Source organism: Streptomyces sp. URMC 127, from assembly GCF_051386535.1.
GTDB lineage: Bacteria > Actinomycetota > Actinomycetes > Streptomycetales > Streptomycetaceae > Streptomyces.
The window spans coordinates 19,099-35,909 of record NZ_JBPQTW010000049.1 but is presented as its reverse complement, the minus strand read 5'-3'; the positions used below and the strand labels follow the sequence as shown (position 1 = coordinate 35,909).

Annotated in this window: 16 protein-coding genes and 1 pseudogene; 9 read left to right on the top strand and 8 right to left on the bottom strand. The window is 72.0% G+C overall.

Annotated elements, in window-relative coordinates; translation table 11 throughout:
* Positions 1-344, top strand: a pseudogene (locus tag ACSNOH_RS13950) (hypothetical protein); the annotation flags it as partial.
* 44 nt (positions 345-388) lie between these two features.
* Here ACSNOH_RS13950 and ACSNOH_RS13945 read toward each other — a convergent pair.
* The 3 genes from ACSNOH_RS13945 to ACSNOH_RS13935 all read right to left on the bottom strand — a co-directional run bounded on the left by ACSNOH_RS13945 (position 389) and on the right by ACSNOH_RS13935 (position 3,508).
* Positions 389-1,642 (bottom strand): hypothetical protein, encoded by a 1,254-nt coding sequence (locus ACSNOH_RS13945; protein ID WP_436721609.1) that lies wholly within the window; start codon positions 1,640-1,642, stop codon positions 389-391.
* A 33-nt stretch (positions 1,643-1,675) separates the two neighbouring features.
* A complete protein-coding gene (locus ACSNOH_RS13940; protein WP_436721608.1) occupies positions 1,676-3,016 on the bottom strand; it encodes a cytochrome P450 in 1,341 nt (446 codons plus the stop codon).
* A gap of 258 nt (positions 3,017-3,274) precedes the next feature.
* Entirely contained in the window at positions 3,275-3,508 is a 234-nt protein-coding gene (locus ACSNOH_RS13935) for a chaplin (protein WP_436721607.1), read from the bottom strand.
* Between the two features lie 379 nt (positions 3,509-3,887).
* Here ACSNOH_RS13935 and ACSNOH_RS13930 point away from each other — a divergent pair, with 379 nt between their 5' ends.
* From ACSNOH_RS13930 to ACSNOH_RS13920, 3 genes are all read left to right on the top strand, one after another.
* On the top strand, positions 3,888-4,877 hold the full coding sequence (locus ACSNOH_RS13930) for an ornithine cyclodeaminase family protein (protein ID WP_436721605.1): 990 nt from the start codon (positions 3,888-3,890) through the stop codon (positions 4,875-4,877).
* A gap of 82 nt (positions 4,878-4,959) precedes the next feature.
* Complete coding sequence (locus ACSNOH_RS13925) at positions 4,960-5,436, top strand: macro domain-containing protein (RefSeq protein ID WP_436721604.1); 477 nt, start codon at positions 4,960-4,962, stop codon at positions 5,434-5,436.
* Positions 5,437-5,775: 339 nt separating this feature from the next.
* Complete coding sequence (locus ACSNOH_RS13920; RefSeq protein ID WP_436721602.1) at positions 5,776-6,648, top strand: alpha/beta fold hydrolase; 873 nt, start codon at positions 5,776-5,778, stop codon at positions 6,646-6,648.
* A 125-nt stretch (positions 6,649-6,773) separates the two neighbouring features.
* On the opposite strand, the gene ACSNOH_RS13915 is transcribed toward ACSNOH_RS13920, so the two are convergent.
* Positions 6,774-7,133, bottom strand: coding sequence for an ATP-binding protein (locus ACSNOH_RS13915; RefSeq protein ID WP_436721601.1), 360 nt, complete (start codon positions 7,131-7,133; stop codon positions 6,774-6,776).
* A 215-nt stretch (positions 7,134-7,348) separates the two neighbouring features.
* On the opposite strand from ACSNOH_RS13915, the gene nadE reads away from it, so the two are divergent.
* Complete coding sequence (gene nadE, locus ACSNOH_RS13910) at positions 7,349-8,179, top strand: ammonia-dependent NAD(+) synthetase (protein ID WP_436721600.1); 831 nt, start codon at positions 7,349-7,351, stop codon at positions 8,177-8,179.
* Positions 8,180-8,365: 186 nt separating this feature from the next.
* Complete coding sequence (locus ACSNOH_RS13905) at positions 8,366-10,537, top strand: hypothetical protein (protein WP_436721599.1); 2,172 nt, start codon at positions 8,366-8,368, stop codon at positions 10,535-10,537.
* 186 nt (positions 10,538-10,723) lie between these two features.
* Here ACSNOH_RS13905 and ACSNOH_RS13900 read toward each other — a convergent pair whose 3' ends face one another.
* Positions 10,724-11,803 carry a hypothetical protein gene (locus tag ACSNOH_RS13900; protein WP_436721598.1) on the bottom strand — a complete coding sequence of 360 codons (1,080 nt, stop codon included), beginning with the start codon at positions 11,801-11,803 and terminating at the stop codon, positions 10,724-10,726.
* Positions 11,804-12,045: 242 nt separating this feature from the next.
* Between ACSNOH_RS13900 and ACSNOH_RS13895 the strand changes: the two genes are divergently transcribed.
* Entirely contained in the window at positions 12,046-13,020 is a 975-nt protein-coding gene (locus ACSNOH_RS13895) for a CAP domain-containing protein (protein WP_436721597.1), read from the top strand.
* Between the two features lie 38 nt (positions 13,021-13,058).
* Positions 13,059-13,418 carry a hypothetical protein gene (locus tag ACSNOH_RS13890; protein WP_436721596.1) on the top strand — a complete coding sequence of 120 codons (360 nt, stop codon included), beginning with the start codon at positions 13,059-13,061 and terminating at the stop codon, positions 13,416-13,418.
* Between the two features lie 310 nt (positions 13,419-13,728).
* On the opposite strand, the gene ACSNOH_RS13885 is transcribed toward ACSNOH_RS13890, so the two are convergent.
* From ACSNOH_RS13885 to ACSNOH_RS13875, 3 genes are all read right to left on the bottom strand, one after another.
* Positions 13,729-14,079, bottom strand: coding sequence for a helix-turn-helix domain-containing protein (locus ACSNOH_RS13885; RefSeq protein WP_436721595.1), 351 nt, complete (start codon positions 14,077-14,079; stop codon positions 13,729-13,731).
* 543 nt (positions 14,080-14,622) lie between these two features.
* Positions 14,623-14,979 carry an SCO5918 family protein gene (locus ACSNOH_RS13880; protein WP_436721594.1) on the bottom strand — a complete coding sequence of 119 codons (357 nt, stop codon included), beginning with the start codon at positions 14,977-14,979 and terminating at the stop codon, positions 14,623-14,625.
* 513 nt (positions 14,980-15,492) lie between these two features.
* Positions 15,493-15,696: a cold-shock protein gene (locus ACSNOH_RS13875; RefSeq protein WP_436721593.1), complete on the bottom strand. Its 204-nt coding sequence runs from the start codon at positions 15,694-15,696 to the stop codon at positions 15,493-15,495.
* A 517-nt stretch (positions 15,697-16,213) separates the two neighbouring features.
* Between ACSNOH_RS13875 and ACSNOH_RS13870 the strand changes: the two genes are divergently transcribed.
* The gene (locus ACSNOH_RS13870; RefSeq protein ID WP_436721592.1) at positions 16,214-16,792 is read left to right on the top strand and encodes a hypothetical protein; all 579 of its coding nucleotides are present in this window, start codon (positions 16,214-16,216) and stop codon (positions 16,790-16,792) included.
* Positions 16,793-16,811: the final 19 nt, after the last annotated feature.

Here is a 16,811-nt window from a genome sequence, read left to right as displayed (position 1 = left end):
CCGTACCCGGCGACGACCCCGCCGCCTTCGTCGCCGGCCGGCTGTCCGCCGCCCCCACCCGCTACCGCGCCGTCGCCACGGTCCGGGCCCCGGCCGACCTGATCCGCGCCCGCACCCGCGGCCTGGCCACCCGCCTCCGGCCTGTCGACGATCACACGTGCCGCGTCGACGCCTCCGACGACCACCTGCCCCGTATCGCCCGGACCCTTGCCGCACTCGACGCCGACTACACCCTCGACGCCGACCCGGAGGTTCTCACCTACCTCCGCACCTCGGCCGAGCGCGCGCTGCACGCCACTGCCTCACCCGGCCGGCAGGACGGGGACGCCGGGCTGGGCACTTGATCCCCCCCCCGCCCCCGGCATCCCGCGACGGCCCTGATCCGACGTCACCGAGGTCTCCTCGCCCCTGCCCGCTGCACCAGCTCCCGCACCGAGCCCGTGAAGCGCTTGCCCTCGACCATGCGGCAGCCGATGGTCCAGGCACCGGGGTCGTCGCCCAGGTGCTGATCGGCCAGCTCGGTGATCCCTCGGAGCAGCCGCATCGACCCCTGCTCGTCCTGACGCGTGATCACGCACTGCATGGGGTGCCACCGCGCGATGCCGGGCAGCCCCGCCGCGTCCCGCAGCACCAGGTCGGCGGGGTGCGCCAGGTCGAGGATGTCGCTGACGCCGACGCCGTCCTCGCTCGCGTACGACAGGGGTACGGCGAGGGAGCGGTCCGGCTGCACGGGCAGCGTGCGCAGCAAGTGCAGTCCCGTGGGGCGGTCCGAGAGGAGCCGGGACCACACGAAGCGGTCGGACCACTTGGTGGCCAGCAGGACACGCACGTCCAAGGGGCACTGCGGGTGGGCCGCGAGCTCGGGAGCCCGGTCGCGCAGGGGCTTGCTGCCGGCGTCCACGGCACGCCGGACGGCCTCCCAGTCGACCGCGACCCACCGCTGGTCGGGCTCCGGGTCGGGCTCCGCGGCGTATGCGTCGAACACGTGGTCGCGGCGCCGCCGGTCGTGCGCCAGCGCCTCGCGCAGGGCCCGTACGCTCCCCTCGCGCAGCGAGTCCTCGAAGGCCGGACGCACGTCGTCCAGGAGCGCCCGGTCGCCTGCCTCCACGACCTGCCGCAGCAGGTCGTACCGGTCGCTGCGTGCGAGCAGGAGCCCGGCGGCCAGTTGCTCGCCCGCGTCGAGGTGAATGCGCTCGCGCGTGTATCCGGGCCCGGGCCAGTCGGGCAGCAGGGCGCGCAGCCGCAGCAGGGGGTCGCCGGCCAGGAGGAAGTCGCGGGGGAAGGGGGCGTCGGCGAAGGGCCAGCCGGCTTCGCCGTCGCGCCAGGCCGTCATGAAGTCCGGCCAGTCGGTGCGGGTGAAGAACCCGGCCAGGGAGCCGGGGGTGAAGCGCGTGGCCTTGCGTGCGTACGCCTGCCGGGGGTCCCACAGCAGGTCATCGATCCAGTTGCCTCGCCGGCCCGCCCTTTCCGCGTCCTCGGCGGCTTCCTTCGCGTACCTGCGTATGGTGCGGCTCTTCTCCAGCAGCCCCGCGGGAACAGGCTCGCCGGGTGCGATCAGGCGCAGTCGTGCCGCGACCTCCTTCAGCAGGCTGTACGAGCTCGCGTAGTACAGGAGGGAGGGGATGCGGTGGGCAGGAGGCATGCGCACACCGTAGATCCACGGCTCGACGTACCGTCAAGCGCCCTGACCGGCCCGCTCTTTCGGCTGCCCCGGGCGGTCGGCGGCCGTCAGTCGCAGCGAGGTGTGGTCGGCGGTGCGGGGCAGCGGGCGGCCGGGGCCGAGCCGGTGCCGCGAGGACAGCCGCCACTCGCGGCGGAGGAGTTCGGCGAGGAGGGTGGCGCTGGTGAACAGCACGATGTTCCTGCCGGGGCACTCGGCGGGGCCACGGCTGAACGGTGCGATCCCCCAGTCCGCCTCGGCCCGCCCGTCGAGCCACGCCTCGGGCTCGAACCGGTCGGCGTAGGGCAGGCGCCGGGCGTCGCGGTGGAAGTACGAGCTGTAGAAGAACACCGCCGTGCCCGCGGGCAGGGTCCGGCCGCCCGGCCAGTGCGTCTCCACGGTGGTGTCCCGCAGGAGGGCCAGGGACGTGGGCCACAGCCGCTGCGACTCCAGGACGCAGGCCCGGAGGTAGGTGTGATCGGTACGGGCCCTGGCCGCGTCGGCCGGGTGGCCGGCGAGGAGGCCGAGGGCGAGGTAGGCGCCGATCGGGGCGGCGTCGAAGGCGAAGAACCAGTGCTGCATCTGGGCCACGGGCTTGACGTCCGCCGCGGCCCGGGTTCCCCGTACGGCGAGCGCCAGGCCGCCCGGCTCGGGCAGGTCGAGGTACCGCCGTGAGCGGACGAAGAGCTCCGTGCGCAGCCGGTCGCGCTTGCGGTGGAGCATGAACCAGTTGCCGTCGCCGCGCAGCTTGTCCCGGAGCTCGGTGATGCGCTCGTCGTAGCGGGCCGTGTCACCGAAGACGATCCGCCGCACGATGCGCTGGTACGCGGCGTGGAACCGCTTCCAGTCGAGGGTGTCGTGGAGGAGCAGCGGTCGCGCCTCCTCGCGGACGGCCGTGCGGAAGGCCTCGTGGAAGCGGTGCTCGGCGGCCGGGTGGTCGAGCGCGGTCTCGTTGAACCGGCGCCGCGGGGGCCGGGAGGCACCGCGGGTGATGAGCACGGCGTCCGGTTCGAAGTGCGAGAGGGCTGCCGTCTTTTCCTTGTTGGCGGCGGTGAACGACGTTCCCGTCTCGCCGAGCACCCGGCGGGCGTCCTCGGCCGAGAGGAGGACGAGCGCCTGCCTGCCGAGGACGGAGACCAGCAGCGGCCCCGGGCCGTGGCGTTCTCGCAACCTGTCCAGCTCCCGGCAGGCCCATGCGTTGGTGTCGAGCGCGGCCGCCACCCGGACCGCGTAGGGACGGCGGATGATGGGCCCTTGGGCGACGGTGGGCAGCAGGAGGAGGGCGATCAGGCGGAGGACTTCGGTCCGGCGGGCCCGGGTGACTTCGCGGTGCGCGGCGCTGGCTTCGTGGTCCACGGCGGAACCTCCTCTTCCGGCCGGCCTTGTGAAGGAGGCTGCCCGGAGAATTCGCCCCTGATGCGCGAAATGCACGGCGCACCGCGGCCGTGCGCAGTGCACAGCGCTCCGCAGCGGCGCGGGGGTGCACGCTGGGGTGCACGCCGCGGCGCGCCGTCAGCAGGCCGGAGGCCGCGCGCCCGGCGGAAGGCGGGAGGGCGCGCGGCCTGCCGCAGGAGCCTTACGCCCCTGCGGCCCCTCGGCGGCTGGAACCGGGGCTTACTTGTTGATCAGAAGGTTGCCGTGGCTGCTGTTGCCGACGCCGACGACGGAGATCGTGTTGCCGCCGATGTTCGGGGAGACGTGCGGGGTGACCTGGACCACGTTGCCGGCGGCCACGCCCGGGGAGTGCTGCGCGGAGCCGTCGGCCTGGTGCGCGCTCGCGGCGGTCGCGCCGGCACCGAGGGCAGCGGCGGCGAGGGCGGTCACGGCGGCGGCGTTACGAATGCTCATAGCTCTTCTCCAAGAGTCCAAGAGGTGGGAAGGAGGAAAACAAGCCAGGCAAAAGCTCTGGCAAGAACGAGTCTTGCGTAGGAAAAACCGCCTTCCCTACCAGCCGCCCGTATGTTCATCCTCCTCCGTGATCACGGCGCCGGTATTGACCACTTGCGAGTGCGGAGCACCAAGCTCCTGACGAACAAAGGCAGTTGGGAGGTACGTGCGATGAACACGTATGCACTCCACAACAGTCCGTCGCGGCGCGTGCAGCGGTGCATGAAGCGGCACGTGTCGTAGTGCCTGCACAGCCGCCGGCCGCACGGACGCTCGGGTGTGGTACGGATGGACATGATCCCCGGCCGGAGGACGGCCCGCAGGCAGGAGGACGCGACGCATGCTGATTCTCGGACGCTCGCACGTAGAGGCCCTGCTCGACATGGACGCCCTGATCGACGCCCTGGGCCCGGCGATGGCGGACCTCAGCGCGGGCCGCGCCTCGGCACCCGACCGCGTCGCCGCCACGGTGCCCGAACGGCAAGGCCTCCTGGCGGCCATGCCGGGCTACGTGCCGTCGGCGGGCGCGCTCGCGAGCAAGCTGGTCTCCCTGTTCCCGCACAACTCGGGGACGCCGCTGCCCACCCACCAGGCGGTCATCGCCGTCTTCGACCCGGACACCGGCGAACCGGTGGCGTTCCTCGACGGCACGGCCATCACCGCGGCACGGACCGCCGCCTGCTCCGCGCTCTCCGCACGCCTGCTGGCACGCGCGGACGCTGCGGTGCTGGCGGTCCTGGGCACGGGGGTGCAGGCCCGCTCCCACGCCCGCGCCATGTGCCGGGTCCGCCCGGTCCGGGAGATCCGGGTGGCCGGCCGGGACCCGGCGAAAGCGGCCGCGCTGGCGGGCGAGCTGTCGTCCGTACTGGACGCCGACGTCCGGGCGGTGCCCACGTACGCCGAGGCGCTCGACGGCGCGGACATCGCCGCCGCGACCACGCACGCCGTGGAGCCCGTGATCCGCCGCCCCTGGCTCACGCCCGGCGTGCACGTGACCTCGGTGGGGTACAACCCGGAGGGCCGCGAGGTCGACGACGCCACCGTCGCCGAGGCGCTGGTGTGCGTCGAGACGCGCCAGGCCGCGCTCGCCCCCTTCCCCGCCGGCAGCAACGACCTGCTGGCGCCGGTCCGCGACGGCGTCATCACGCCCGGGCACGTGCACGCCGAGCTCGGCGAGCTCTTCTCCGGCAGCAAGCCGGGACGCACCTCGCCGGACCAGATCACGCTGTACAAATCGGTCGGCGTGGCGGTGCAGGACGCCGTGGCCGCGGCCCTGGTGGTCACCGCCGCCCGCGAGCAGTCGGCCGGCGAGGAGATCGTGCTGGGGTGACACCTCCGGGCGCCCCGCCGGTCAATGGTGCCCGGGGGAATTCCGGTGGACGCTCCCGGGCGGGCCCGTACAGCATGCTGCCGTGCAGCCATTGACGATCATCAGCGGGGACGCCACCAACCCCCACGCCAAGGGGCCGAAGATCATCGCCCACATATGCAACGACATCGGCGGGTGGGGCAAGGGGTTCGTCCTGGCGGTCTCGCGTCACTGGCCCGAGCCCGAGCGTGCGTACCGGCGCTGGCACCGGGAACGGGCGCGCAACGACTTCGCCCTCGGAGCCGTGCAGATGGTGCGCGTCCGGCCGGACCTGCAGGTCGCGAACATGGTCGCGCAGCGCGGGACGAAGACGGGCAGCAGCGGCCCGCCCATCCGCTACGACGCCGTCGAGCGCTGCCTGCACGCCGTCGCCGGGCACGCGCTCGCCGAGGGCGCCTCCGTGCACATGCCCCGCATCGGCTGCGGGCTCGCCGGCGGCTCGTGGCAGCGCATCGAACCGATCGTCAGCAGGACGCTGAGCGCCCGCGGCATCCCCGTGACGGTGTACGACCGCGGCTGACGCCTTTCCGGGGCCCGTGGACACCGTCCGGGTGCGAGGACGAGGTTCGCGACCGCGGTGTCCGCCCAGGTGTGCACCTGCCGGACGTCCTCCTCGGGGACGCGGCCCAACGGCGCCGGCATGGCCGCACTCGTGCCGGCCCTCATGGCCGCGCCGGCCGCCCAACAACCAGCGACGCCCGGCGGCCACTCATCACCCCCTCCCCCCTCTCTCTCCATCTCTCCATCATCTAAATAGAGCGCTCGTTCTAGTTCCCTGCTAGGGTCTCACTAGAACGTTCGTTTTAGCGACGGCACCCGCCGTTCACGCCTTCCGCAATGCCCGTATTGGAGAACCTTCGTGGAGATCAAGACCATCGCCGTCAACGGCCTCTCCCTCGCCTACGTCGAGCAGGGCGAGGGCCCCCTGGCCCTGCTGCTGCACGGCTTCCCGGAGACCCCGGGGATGTTCCGGCACCTGATGCCCGAGCTCGCGAAGGCCGGATACCGGGCCGTCGCCCCGTACATGAGGGGCTTCGCGCCGAGCCAAGTCCCCTCGGACGGCAGCATGCTGATGAAGGATCTGATCGCGGACGCCAACGCGCTGCACGAGGCGCTCGGCGGGCGCGGCGACGCGATCGTCGTCGGGCACGACTGGGGCGGCTTCACCACCTGGGGCGCCGCGGCCCTCGCCCCGGAGCGCTGGTCGAAGGTCGTCGTGGCCGACGTCCCGCCGGTGCGGTTCTACGAACGCAGGGCCGCGGTCCCGGAGCAGATCCACAAGAACAGCCACTTCTACTTCTTCCAGATGGCCGTCGCCGACCAGCTGGTGCCGGCGAACGACTTCGCCTACATCGACTGGCTGTGGGAGCACTGGAGCGGCAGCGTCCCCGGCTTCGACTCCACCGAGGACCGGCAGGCCGGCAAGGACGCCCTGCGCGAGCCCGCCAACCTCCGTGCGGGCCTGGGTCTTTACCGGCAGAACTTCCCTTCCCAGGAGTTCGGCACGGACGCGTGGGAAATGGGGCACCTGCTGGCTCAGCTGCCCACGCAGCCGACGCTGTACCTGCACGGCAGCGAGGACCCCGTCGTCGACGAGGAGATCCTCGCCGATATCGTCGCCGCCCTGCCGGCCGGCTCGGAGGGCGCACTGCTCCGGGGCGTGGGCCACTTCCCGATGGTGGAGGCGCCGGAAGAGGTGAACCGGCGGATCCTCGCCTTCCTGGGCAAGTGAGCGGATCCTCGCGTCCCCGGGCGGGCAGGCGAGCCGGGCCTGGGGGGCGAGGCCGGGCAGGGCCCCCGGGTATGACATGCCCGGGGCCGCAGCGGTGCGCGCCACGGCGGGCGGGGCGCCCATGGCTACCCGGGGGCCAGCTCCTTCCCGGCGGGCCCGTCTTCAGCAGCCCTCTTCACCGGCTTCTGGGCAGGCTTGACCGCGGCCTTCCCCAGCGTCTCGCCGAGCGATCCGACCGCGGGCACCGCCGTCCCGATCACCTTGCCGCCGGCGTCGCCGATCACCGTCGTGGCCGCCTCGGCGGTCCCGTCGACCGCCGTGGTCAGACTGCCGGGATTGAGGGCGTTGAAGCCCTGCAGATCGAGGCCGGGCGGCGGGGCGGCCGCGTACGCGACGGCGCCCGGAGCCGCAGTACCCGCCGTGCCGGCAGCACCTGCGCTCAGGGCGGCCACGGCCAGGACCACCGTCGTGAGTACGCGTCGCATCGAGGTTCCTTTCCCTGACACCCATTCCGTTACAAAGCGGACCTTCGGCATGAGAACGAGCGGAACCGCCACCCGTCACCGCGCCGGAGCGGGATGTGACGTCGCCCACGCGAGCGCCGCCGATCTCCGGTCCGGCTCACTCCGGCGCATTGCCGCCGTCGTCCTCTGGCTAGGGTGGGCGGCAGCACATCGTGAAAACGGATCGAGGAGCAGACGTGAGCGAGCCGGCGTCCATCGCCCTGCAGCAGGAGATAGCCCGGGAACTGCAGGTCAGCCCGACCTTCGAGGCCGAGCGGGAGATCGAGCGCCGGGTGGCCTTCCTCGCCGGGCGGCTGACCTCCACCGGTCTGCGCTCCCTCGTCCTCGGCATCAGCGGCGGCGTCGACTCCACGACCGCCGGCCGGCTGTGCCAGCTCGCCGTCGAGCGGGCCCGCGCCGCCGGGCACGAGGCGCGGTTCTACGCGATGCGGCTGCCCTACGGCGTCCAGGCCGACGAGCGCGACGCCCAGCTCGCGCTCTCCTTCATCCGGGCCGACCACGTGCTGACCGTGGACGTCAAGCCCGCGAGCGACGCCGCGCTGGAGGCCTCGCTGGCCGCCGGACTGACCTTCCGCGACGCCCACCACCAGGACTTCGTGCACGGCAACATCAAGGCCCGGCAGCGCATGATCGCCCAGTACGCGGTGGCCGGCGCGCACGACGGCCTCGTCGTGGGCACCGACCACGCCGCCGAGGCGGTCTCCGGCTTCTTCACCAAGTTCGGCGACGGCGCCGCCGACCTGGTGCCGCTGACCGGTCTGACCAAGCGCCGGGTGCGCGCCGTCGCGGACGCGCTGGGCGCACCCGCCGAGCTGGTGTGGAAGACCCCGACGGCCGACCTGGAGACCCTCGACCCGGGCAAGGCCGACGAGGACGCCCTCGGCGTCACCTACGACGACATCGACGACTTCCTGGAGGGCAAGCCGGTGGACGAGCGGGCCTTCGACACGATCGTCCGCCGCTACCGCCTCACCGACCACAAGCGTCAGCTGCCCATCGCCCCGTAGGCCCCCTGCGTGGCCGGCCGGCCGGCTTGACCGGCCCGTCGGCCGCGAACGGGTACGGGTGCGGCTAGGCCGCCGTATCCGTACCCCTGCCCGTACGCGGATCCGACCGCGGCCGGACGGCACGGCGGCCTTCCGCGTTCGAAAACCCGCATGCGCCGGCTCGCACCGTTCTGCGATCATGCCGGGATGCCTCACCGTCTCGAACCCCTGGTCATCCGGCATGCCCATCGCCTGCCCGCCCCCACCGGCCCCGCCGGGCAGGGCGGTGTCGCGGCGCGGCAGTTCGACTCCGCGCTGCTGTCCGTGGGCTTCAAGCTCTCGGCGGAGCTGCTGCGGCACCTGTCGGGGCTGGCCGAGGAGACGGTCCTCGACGTGGCCGCACGGACCCTGGGCACCGTCCGTGAGATGGCCGGCGACCACGTCCGGCACAACGCCTACTTCATCGACTTCCCGGCCAACGTGCCCGGCACGTTCGACTTCTGGATGCGGTGCATCACCGAGGCGCTCGCCGACGACACCACGCGCGACCGTACGCTCGCCCAGCTCAGCACCGGCACGGTCGACCTGCTGACCCTGCCCTCGTACGGCACCTACCAGCACACGTACGCCGAGATGCTCGCCGCCCATGACGAGCTGATCGCCGCCGCGGGCGACCGCATGACGGTCCTTCACCTGGGCGGCGCCCTGGACGCCGAGCTCACCGCCCTCTACCTGGCCCTGGCCGGCAGCACCACGCCGCTGGGCGAGGAGGGCCTGCGCGACCTCCGGCTGCTCGCCGGGCACTGCGCCGGCGGCCCCCAGCCCGAGGCGATCCCCGTCCGGGAGAACCGCGCCGTCGTCAACCACGCCCGCCTCGACGCCGGCGCCGGCCTCCTGCTGGACACCGTCACCGATGTGCTCCGCCTGGCCTGCGCCCTGTCGGACGGCGACGTGACCCTCACCGTGCCGACCCGGTTCCGCTCGCTGTCCCGGCCGGTCCGCCGCGCCCTGCTGGCCGGCCTCGACGCGGTCGTCGCGGCGGCCCCCGCCAAGCTCGCCGACGTCACCGCGCACCGCGAGATGTTCAAGCGCCTCGGCGAGCGCCTCCACCCGCACGAGTACCCTCGCTGGCCGCACGCCGCCGATGTCTTCGCCGTGGCCCGGGGCGAGAAGGAGGCCCGGTCCTTCGACAGCCGCGTCGAGGAACTGCTCGGCGCGGGCGACCTCACCTCGGCGGTACGGCTGCTGGCGGCCGCGCCGGGCAAGCTGTTCCGCTCCCTGGACCGCCTGCTGCGCGCGTGCCGCGCCCAGGACGAGCGCGACGCCGTCGTGGCCGCCGCCGAGCAGGCCGCCCCGCAGGTCTCCGGCCGGGTCCTGCTGTCGGTCCGCGAACACCTCCACAACCGCAAGGAGGAGACCGGCGAGCGGCGCGTCTTCGTCAACCGCCTCGGCCGGGCCTGGGTCGCCTCCGACACCCGCCCGCCCGTGCTCCCGCCCGAGCGCGAGCGCCTGATCGCCGCACTGGACGCCGAGACGCGCCGCCGCCTCCCGGCACCGGGCCACCTGCTGATCGACCCCGACGTCCTCGACGTCACGCTCCCGCTGAGCGGCAAGGCGACCGCCGCCGGCCTCGGCGTGCTGCCCCGCGGCTCCCTGTCCCCCGTCGACGGCGACCTGCTGCGGTTCTTCGTCTACTGGAAGCAGACCCGCCGCAGCACCGACTACGACCTGTCGGCGCTGATGCTCGACGACGCGTACGCCACCGTCACCTGGCTGTCGTACACCAACCTCACCGAGCTCGAAGGCGAGCACTCCGGCGACATCACCGACGCTCCCGACGGCGCCTCGGAGTTCATCAACCTGCGCCTGGGGGCGGTCCGCGGCACCTTCATCGTCCCGCAGGTCAACATCTTCGCGGGAGAGAACTTCGAGGAGACCGAGGAGTCCTTCTTCGGCTTCATGCTGCGCGACACCGAACAGCAGGGCCGCCCCTTCGAGCCGCGCACCGTGCGCATGAAGTCGGAGCTGCGCGGCCCGGGCATGGTCGCGCTGCCCCTGGCGTTCCTGCGCGGCGGCGACGGCCGCTGGCGGGCCAAGTGGCTGCACCTGTACCTCAAGGGCAGTCCGAACGCCAACCGGGTCGAGGGGAACCGCGTGTCGGTCGCCACGCTGCTGCGCGGCATCGTGGAACACGACTACCTCACGGTCCGCCACCTCACCGGGCTGATGGCGGACCGTGCCACGGCCACCACCTTGTGGGACGGCAAGACGATCCCGGACGGCCCCGTCACGTACATCGGCCTGGAGCGCCCGGACGGGCTGCACCCGGACTCCCGGGTCATCACCCCCGAAAACCTGCGCGACATGATCCCCGCCTGACTGCTAGCCTGAGCCTGCGGCGAGGCCATGAAGGGGCTTCCTTCTCAAAACCTCATTGAATTAGTCCTTTCGCTTTCCTCGCCCTCGACGTCAAGCCGGGGTGCCGTGCGTGCACCCCGGCTTCGTCGTGTCTCACCGCCCGGGCGGTGGCGATGTCTCACCGCCCGGGCGGTGACGGCATCCCGGTCACGGGTTCTCCTGCAGGGTCAGGCCGTAGTAGTCGACGTGGTAATCCCCCACCCGCTGCGCGTGGTCGCTCAGACTCAGGTCCGCCGGCGAGGAGACGCCCAGGTCGCGCAGCGTGCCCACCATCATCCGGGCCAGCCGGCGGCCGTCCGTCTCACCGATGCCGAAGTCGCCCGAGTGGTAGGGGGCTTCGAGCCAGTGGTCCAGGGCGGCCGGGCGGGTGGCGCGCGGTATCCAGCCGAAGGAGGCCGGGTCGGTGATGCCCGCTCCGAGCGGCTCCGGGTCGTAGGCGATCTCCAGCCGGTCACCGCAGGCGATGTGGAAGAGGACAGGGCCGTAGGTGCCGGGCACCAGGGCGTGGAAGCCCAGGTCCAGCTCGATGCCGAGGGCGTGCGTCTCGGTCGGCAGGCTGCCGAGGAAGTCGCCGAGCGTGTGGGAGAAGACGTCCCAGTCGTCCGTGCGCCAGCGGCCCGGGAAGCCCAGTCCCGCATTGGCGGGGTCGCGGCGGCTGCCGAAGAACCCGCCGAGGGCGTAGTGCTCGCCGTGCCCCTGGCGCCAGAACCAGTTCTCCACCGGATCGGTCGGCTGGAGCAGCAGCTCGGGGCCGTGTTCACCGGCGTGCAGCTCCAGGGTGTTCTCCCGCTGCCGCCAGCGGAGGAACGGGCTGCCCCACAGCGGGGCCGAGTCGTAGAACGGCCCGGGGTCGCCGTAGGCGCCCATGACCGGGGCGGGCCCGAACTCCTGCGTCAGCGCCTCGGCAACCGCCCGGAAAGCCGCGGCCTTGCCGGCGGCGCCGCCTTCCGGCAGGGCCACGGGGACGTACAGGCCCACGTACTCCTCGCCGTCGTGGACGTAGTCCTTCTCGAAGCGGCCCACCGGGCGCAGCCGGGGCGCCCACCGCGGGGACTCCTCCTGCTCCGGGCCCGTGACCAGGAGCGGCCCGCCGGGGCCGTCCCGCCACTCCCAGCCGAGGCCCTCCACCACGGCCCGCAGCGCCGGCCCGCTCCAGCCGCCGGTCTCCGCCGTCCTCAGCCGCCGCGCCAGCTCCACCACGCGCGCCTCGTCCCAGGCCCCCGTCATAGCGAACTCCTCGTTCCGTTCCGTGCTCGTGTCGTCCCGAGCTCGTGCGACAGACCTTGCCACACGGCACTGACAACGGATCACCCACCGTCCCCCGCCGAGCAGCTCGCCGGAGCAGGTCGCCCAAGCAGCTCGCCCGAGCAGGACGAACGTCTTTTCAGATTTTTGTTATCCGGGCTCCGGTCCGGCGTCTCCCAAGTGTTGGACCAGTACTCAGTGATCCCGTACCGGAAGTGATCCTCGTGAATCGTGAACCCCAGACTCCGATGTCCGACCCGGCCTCCGACGGCGGGCGGCGCGCGCGCCGGCACCGCGGCAGGCGCCCCCGGCGGGCGATGGTCATAGGCGGAACGGTGGGGCTGATAGCCGTCGTGGGCGGCGGGTACGGCGTCGCCCAGTCGCTGTCGGGCGGCGGGGAGACCCGCGCTGACGCCCCCACGGCGTCGGAGCCGGCCGCGGACCGGTCCGCCGAGGCGTCGAAGGACGGCCTCTCCGTGGAGGCGGCCGCCTCGTCGGCTCCGGGCACGGGCACCGCCTCGCCGAGCGCCGCCCCGAGCGGGAAGCCGAGCGCGGGCGCGAGCACGCCGGCGGCGCCGGGCAAGGGCGGCGAGGCGGAGAAGAAGAACCAGCCCGGGGCCGGCTCCCGGGCCGGGGAGAAGCCGGATGCCCGTACACCGGGCAGGTCCGGGGACGCGCCCGCGTCGGGCAGTGGGTCCGGGAGCGGCAGTGGCAGCGGCAGCGGCAACGGCAGCGGCAACGGCAACGGCAACGGTTCCAGCAGCGCCCGCAAGCCCGCGGCCGGCGGTGGCGGCGCACCGGCCGGCGGCGCGAACGGCAAGTACGTGCAGCAGGTCGTCGACATGGTCAACGCCGAGCGGGCCAAGGCCGGCTGCTCGCCGCTCACCGTCAACGCCAAGCTGCAGGCGGCCGCCCAGGGCCACTCCGACGACATGGCCGCCCGGGACTACTACTCCCACACCAGCCCGGACGGCAAGAGCCCCGGCGACCGGATGACCGCCGCCGGATACCGCTGGAGCACGTACGGCGAGAACATCTTCAAGAGCCCCAAGGACGCCCGTACGGCGATGGACGGCTGGATGAAGAGCTCGGGCCACCGCGCCAACATCCTGAACTGCTCCTTCAAGGAAATCGGCGTGGGCATCAACTTCGCGTCGAACGGCCCGTGGTGGACGCAGAACTTCGGCGCGACCTTCTGATCGCCGCCCGGACGGGCCTGCGCATAGAATCCGGTTCCATGCCGAAGCCTGACGAGCTGCTCGTTGACGTCGCCGCCCGTGTGGAGTCCGGGCAGAGCAATCAGATGTCCCTGACCGTGGTCATCGGTGGTGCGGTCATCACCGGTCGACTGGCCCCAGAAGCCATGTGGAGGCAGAGGGTGTCGGAGGTGCTGACGGACTCCGCCGATCTGGGCGAGTTCTCCGCCGTCTTCGGCACACCGGTGAAGGAGGGCGGGCCGCCCACGCATCTGCACTTCCACCTGGCCCGGATCCTGCAGGGCACGGTGGGGATCCCGGAGACGGGCGGGATGTACCGCGTTGCGATCGAGGACGTCAGCGCCTGGACCGTGGGCGATTTCAGCTACTCCGACCACTGACCCGCTGCCGCGCCGCCGCGCCGGGAACGGTACGGCACGCAGTGAGGGGCCTGCCGGCACACGCCGGCAGGCCCCTCACTGCTGTCCGGCTCGCGCCGGGCCCGTCGTCAGACGGACAGCGCAGTGCCGGGCATCTTGGAAGCACCCTGGAAGGGACTGTTCGATGCGGCCGGATGCGGCCGGGGAAGGCGCGAGTGGTCAAGGAGAGCCGGGGTTGCCCGGCCATGGGCCCGGAGACGTCGCCGGCGCCGGCATCGCGGCGGTCCCGGCGGGATCGCAGGCCTCCTGCGGGCCGGCCGTGGCCGTTTTTTCAGATCGAACCCGGGCCGGCACTGCCGGACGCTTCGTTCGCCGCACGGCGGTACTCGGCGTTGATGCGCTGGGCTTCCTCGAGCTGGTCCTCGAGGATGACGATGCGGCAAGCGGCCTCGATCGGGGTACCTCTGTCGACGAGCTCGCGGGCGCGAGCGGCAATCCGCAGCTGGTAGCGGGAGTACCGGCGATGTCCGCCTTCCGAGCGCAGCGGAGTGATCAGACGGGCCTCACCGATGGCTCGGAGGAAGGCGGGGGTGGTGCCGAGCATTTCGGCGGCCCGGCCCATGGTGTACGCGGGGTAGTCGTCGTCGTCCAGACGACCACTGAGCGGAGTATCTGCTGCCATGTCACCTCGTTGTGTAAAGCGTCGAGGGGCCCTGGTGCCGTACGGCACCAGGGCCCCGAAGGAAATTGAACACCATCTGTCGGCCCTAATGCTCTGCCGACCTTCTGTTTCCGCTACCGGCCCGGCAAGGGGACGGGTGCGGGGATCGCGGCTGCGTGACCGGGGACCACCATCCATTCCGGGGTCTTGCGGTACCCGGACCGAGAGCTTCCCGGGCCGGGCGATCCTGATGGCGTCTGTTCCTCCGTTCTTCCTCTGGACCAACCACTGTGAACGGGTGCTGCGGTACTGCTGTCGGCAGCCCCTCGACCTGCGGGCTGCCCAGTGCGGCCTCAGCCTCGTCGCCGCTTTGCGACGCCGTTCTGCGGCATCCTGGCTTCGGAGCTCCAGGCCGCACTGACCTGCGAACTTCTTGTACTGCTACCCGCGCAGTTCATGTCTGCCGGGTCTCACTTGACCTCGTCAACGACAGTAAGGCTAGCTGCGCCAGGAGCCAATGTCTACACTGACAAGAGTAGATTTTGTGTGGCGCGGAGACCACAGTCATCCTTTGGCCAATAAAGGAGAGGCCCCTGGGGAGGCTACTCCCGGGGATGCGGTGCCCCCGAGCAGCGCGGACGCACTCTGGAGCGCGGTGGGGGCGTCGACCGGCGCCGTCTCGGGGTGGTCGTGACAGGTGAAGCCGAGGCGGGTCATGGCCCGGGCGACTTCGCCGCTGCTGAAGTCGCGGCGATCCTGCCGGGTGATGACCTGGCCTACCTGCTTGACCGGGTAGCGGCGGCGGCCGATGGTCACGGACACGGATTCACCCGTGAGGAGCTCGGGCGTGACGCCCTTCATCAAGGCGACCACTCCGTCCTTGGTCAGCTCGAACGGGTACCGGGCGATGACACAGCGCATGATGCCTCACAGGGGAGAAGGGCGACGGACTGCCGGGCGAGATGAAGAGGAGAGGGACGGGCTCGTGGTCGCGGTGGCGGCTCCGGGCAACCGAGCCGAAGCCGGTATGCCGCTGCGCCCTGCGGCGCGCCGCTTCGCCGGCGGGCCGGCCGTTTTTCCGCAGCCCGCGGAACGGCGCGGGCCACCGGAGCGGTCAGCGCGAGCGCCCTCGCCGAAGCCGTCATATGCACGGGACGGGCGGGACGGGCGGGCACGCTTCATGCGGAGCCTTCCCTGACGAGGCGCGCAGCAAGGAATTCCCGCAGCATGAGCGGCGCAGAGAATCTTCGACACGAGCCTGAGTCGATGCGGGCGAACGAATCGGGGCCGATAGGGAATGCGTCACCGGCCGGTGATGCGGTGCAGCCTTGCCGTCGTGCGCCCCGAAACGCACACGTCCCGAAACGCGGCGAGCCGGGGCCCGCACCCCGGAGGGTGCGGGCCCCGGCTGCGGAGTATGCGTCGGCGCCGGTGTCAGGCGAGGACGATGTTCTCGGCCGTCGGGCCCTTCTGGCCCTGCGCGATGTCGAACGACACCTTCTGGCCCTCCAGCAGCTCACGGAAGCCCTGGGCGGAGATGTTCGAGTAGTGGGCGAACACGTCGGGGCCGCCGCCGTCCTGCTCGATGAAGCCGAAGCCCTTTTCTGCGTTGAACCACTTCACGGTGCCAGTAGCCATTTCATTTCTCCTTCGGAGACGGTGCCAGGAATTCACCCTGCGTGAATTCCGTGTCGCCGTGATGATTACCCCGTCGGAAAATGAACCCTCCGGCAACCACACCTGCAACTGAGATCGACCATAGCACGGTGCGATCGGCCCTGCACGATAAATAATTCCGCCTCGGTCGGCGGTCGAGGAATACTCGCCGTGCCGCGCGTGTATTTCTCCTGTCACGGATACAGATATTGCCCTTCGCGGACGCCGCCTTCCCGCCCCGCAACCCGCCCGCAGTCCTGTGACCTCGGCCGACGGGGGTGCGCCGGACGGCGGCCGGGACGTCGTGGCGGCCGACCGGATCGAACGTGTGTCGCCTACCACGCCGGAGTCGCCGCGGCGGCCGTTCGTGAGCGGTGACGCGCTTCTCACACTCCGTGCCAGGCGGGCTGACATTCGTCCTGGTGTCCGGTGTCCTTCCCGTCGACGGGCACGAAACGACCATCAGGATGGGACGGGCATGAACAGACCTTCGATGTGTGTGACGTACCTGAGAGCCAAGGCGGCCGCGGCCCGCGGCCGGATCGCCGCCGCGGTGGGCACGATCGCCCTGATCGCGGCCGCCCTCACCGGCACGGCTGCCGGCACGGCCGCCGCGGCGCCGGCCGCCTGGCCGTCGGGCAAGTGGTCCTGCTCCGGCGCTCCCGTTCCGGACGGCTGGGTCATCACCGGCTACGACCGCTCCGGCTGCAAGGGGATGGGGTCCTGGTACCAGCAGCCCGTGAAGGACGGCATCTGGACCTGCTCCGGCTCGCCGATCGTGTCCGGCTACGTCATCACCAACTACGACCGCTCCGGCTGCAGCGGCATCGGCGCCTGGTACCACCAGCTCGCCCGCGACGGCCGCTGGACCTGCGCCGGGTCCCCCATCCCGCCCGGCTACGTCACGACCAACTACGTGCGCACCGGCTGCAACGGCATCGGTGCCTGGTACCACCAGCTCGTCCGCAACGGCATCTGGACCTGCCCCGGTTCCCCCATCCCGCCGGGCTACCGCAGCACCACGTACATGGCCAGTGGCTGCGGAGGCATCGGCGCCTGGTACACCGTGCGCGCCTGACCCTGCCGCGCAGTCCGGC

Coding starts and splice junctions, on each gene's coding strand:
- ACSNOH_RS13875 (WP_436721593.1), bottom strand. CDS start 15,696: ATGGCTACTGGCACCGTGAAGTGGTTCAACGCAGAAAAGGGCTTCGGC.
- ACSNOH_RS13930 (WP_436721605.1), top strand. CDS start 3,888: ATGCTGATTCTCGGACGCTCGCACGTAGAGGCCCTGCTCGACATGGAC.
- ACSNOH_RS13890 (WP_436721596.1), top strand. CDS start 13,059: ATGCCGAAGCCTGACGAGCTGCTCGTTGACGTCGCCGCCCGTGTGGAG.
- ACSNOH_RS13885 (WP_436721595.1), bottom strand. CDS start 14,079: ATGGCAGCAGATACTCCGCTCAGTGGTCGTCTGGACGACGACGACTAC.
- ACSNOH_RS13905 (WP_436721599.1), top strand. CDS start 8,366: ATGCCTCACCGTCTCGAACCCCTGGTCATCCGGCATGCCCATCGCCTG.
- ACSNOH_RS13900 (WP_436721598.1), bottom strand. CDS start 11,803: ATGACGGGGGCCTGGGACGAGGCGCGCGTGGTGGAGCTGGCGCGGCGG.
- ACSNOH_RS13945 (WP_436721609.1), bottom strand. CDS start 1,642: ATGCCTCCTGCCCACCGCATCCCCTCCCTCCTGTACTACGCGAGCTCG.
- ACSNOH_RS13935 (WP_436721607.1), bottom strand. CDS start 3,508: ATGAGCATTCGTAACGCCGCCGCCGTGACCGCCCTCGCCGCCGCTGCC.
- ACSNOH_RS13880 (WP_436721594.1), bottom strand. CDS start 14,979: ATGCGCTGTGTCATCGCCCGGTACCCGTTCGAGCTGACCAAGGACGGA.
- ACSNOH_RS13915 (WP_436721601.1), bottom strand. CDS start 7,133: ATGCGACGCGTACTCACGACGGTGGTCCTGGCCGTGGCCGCCCTGAGC.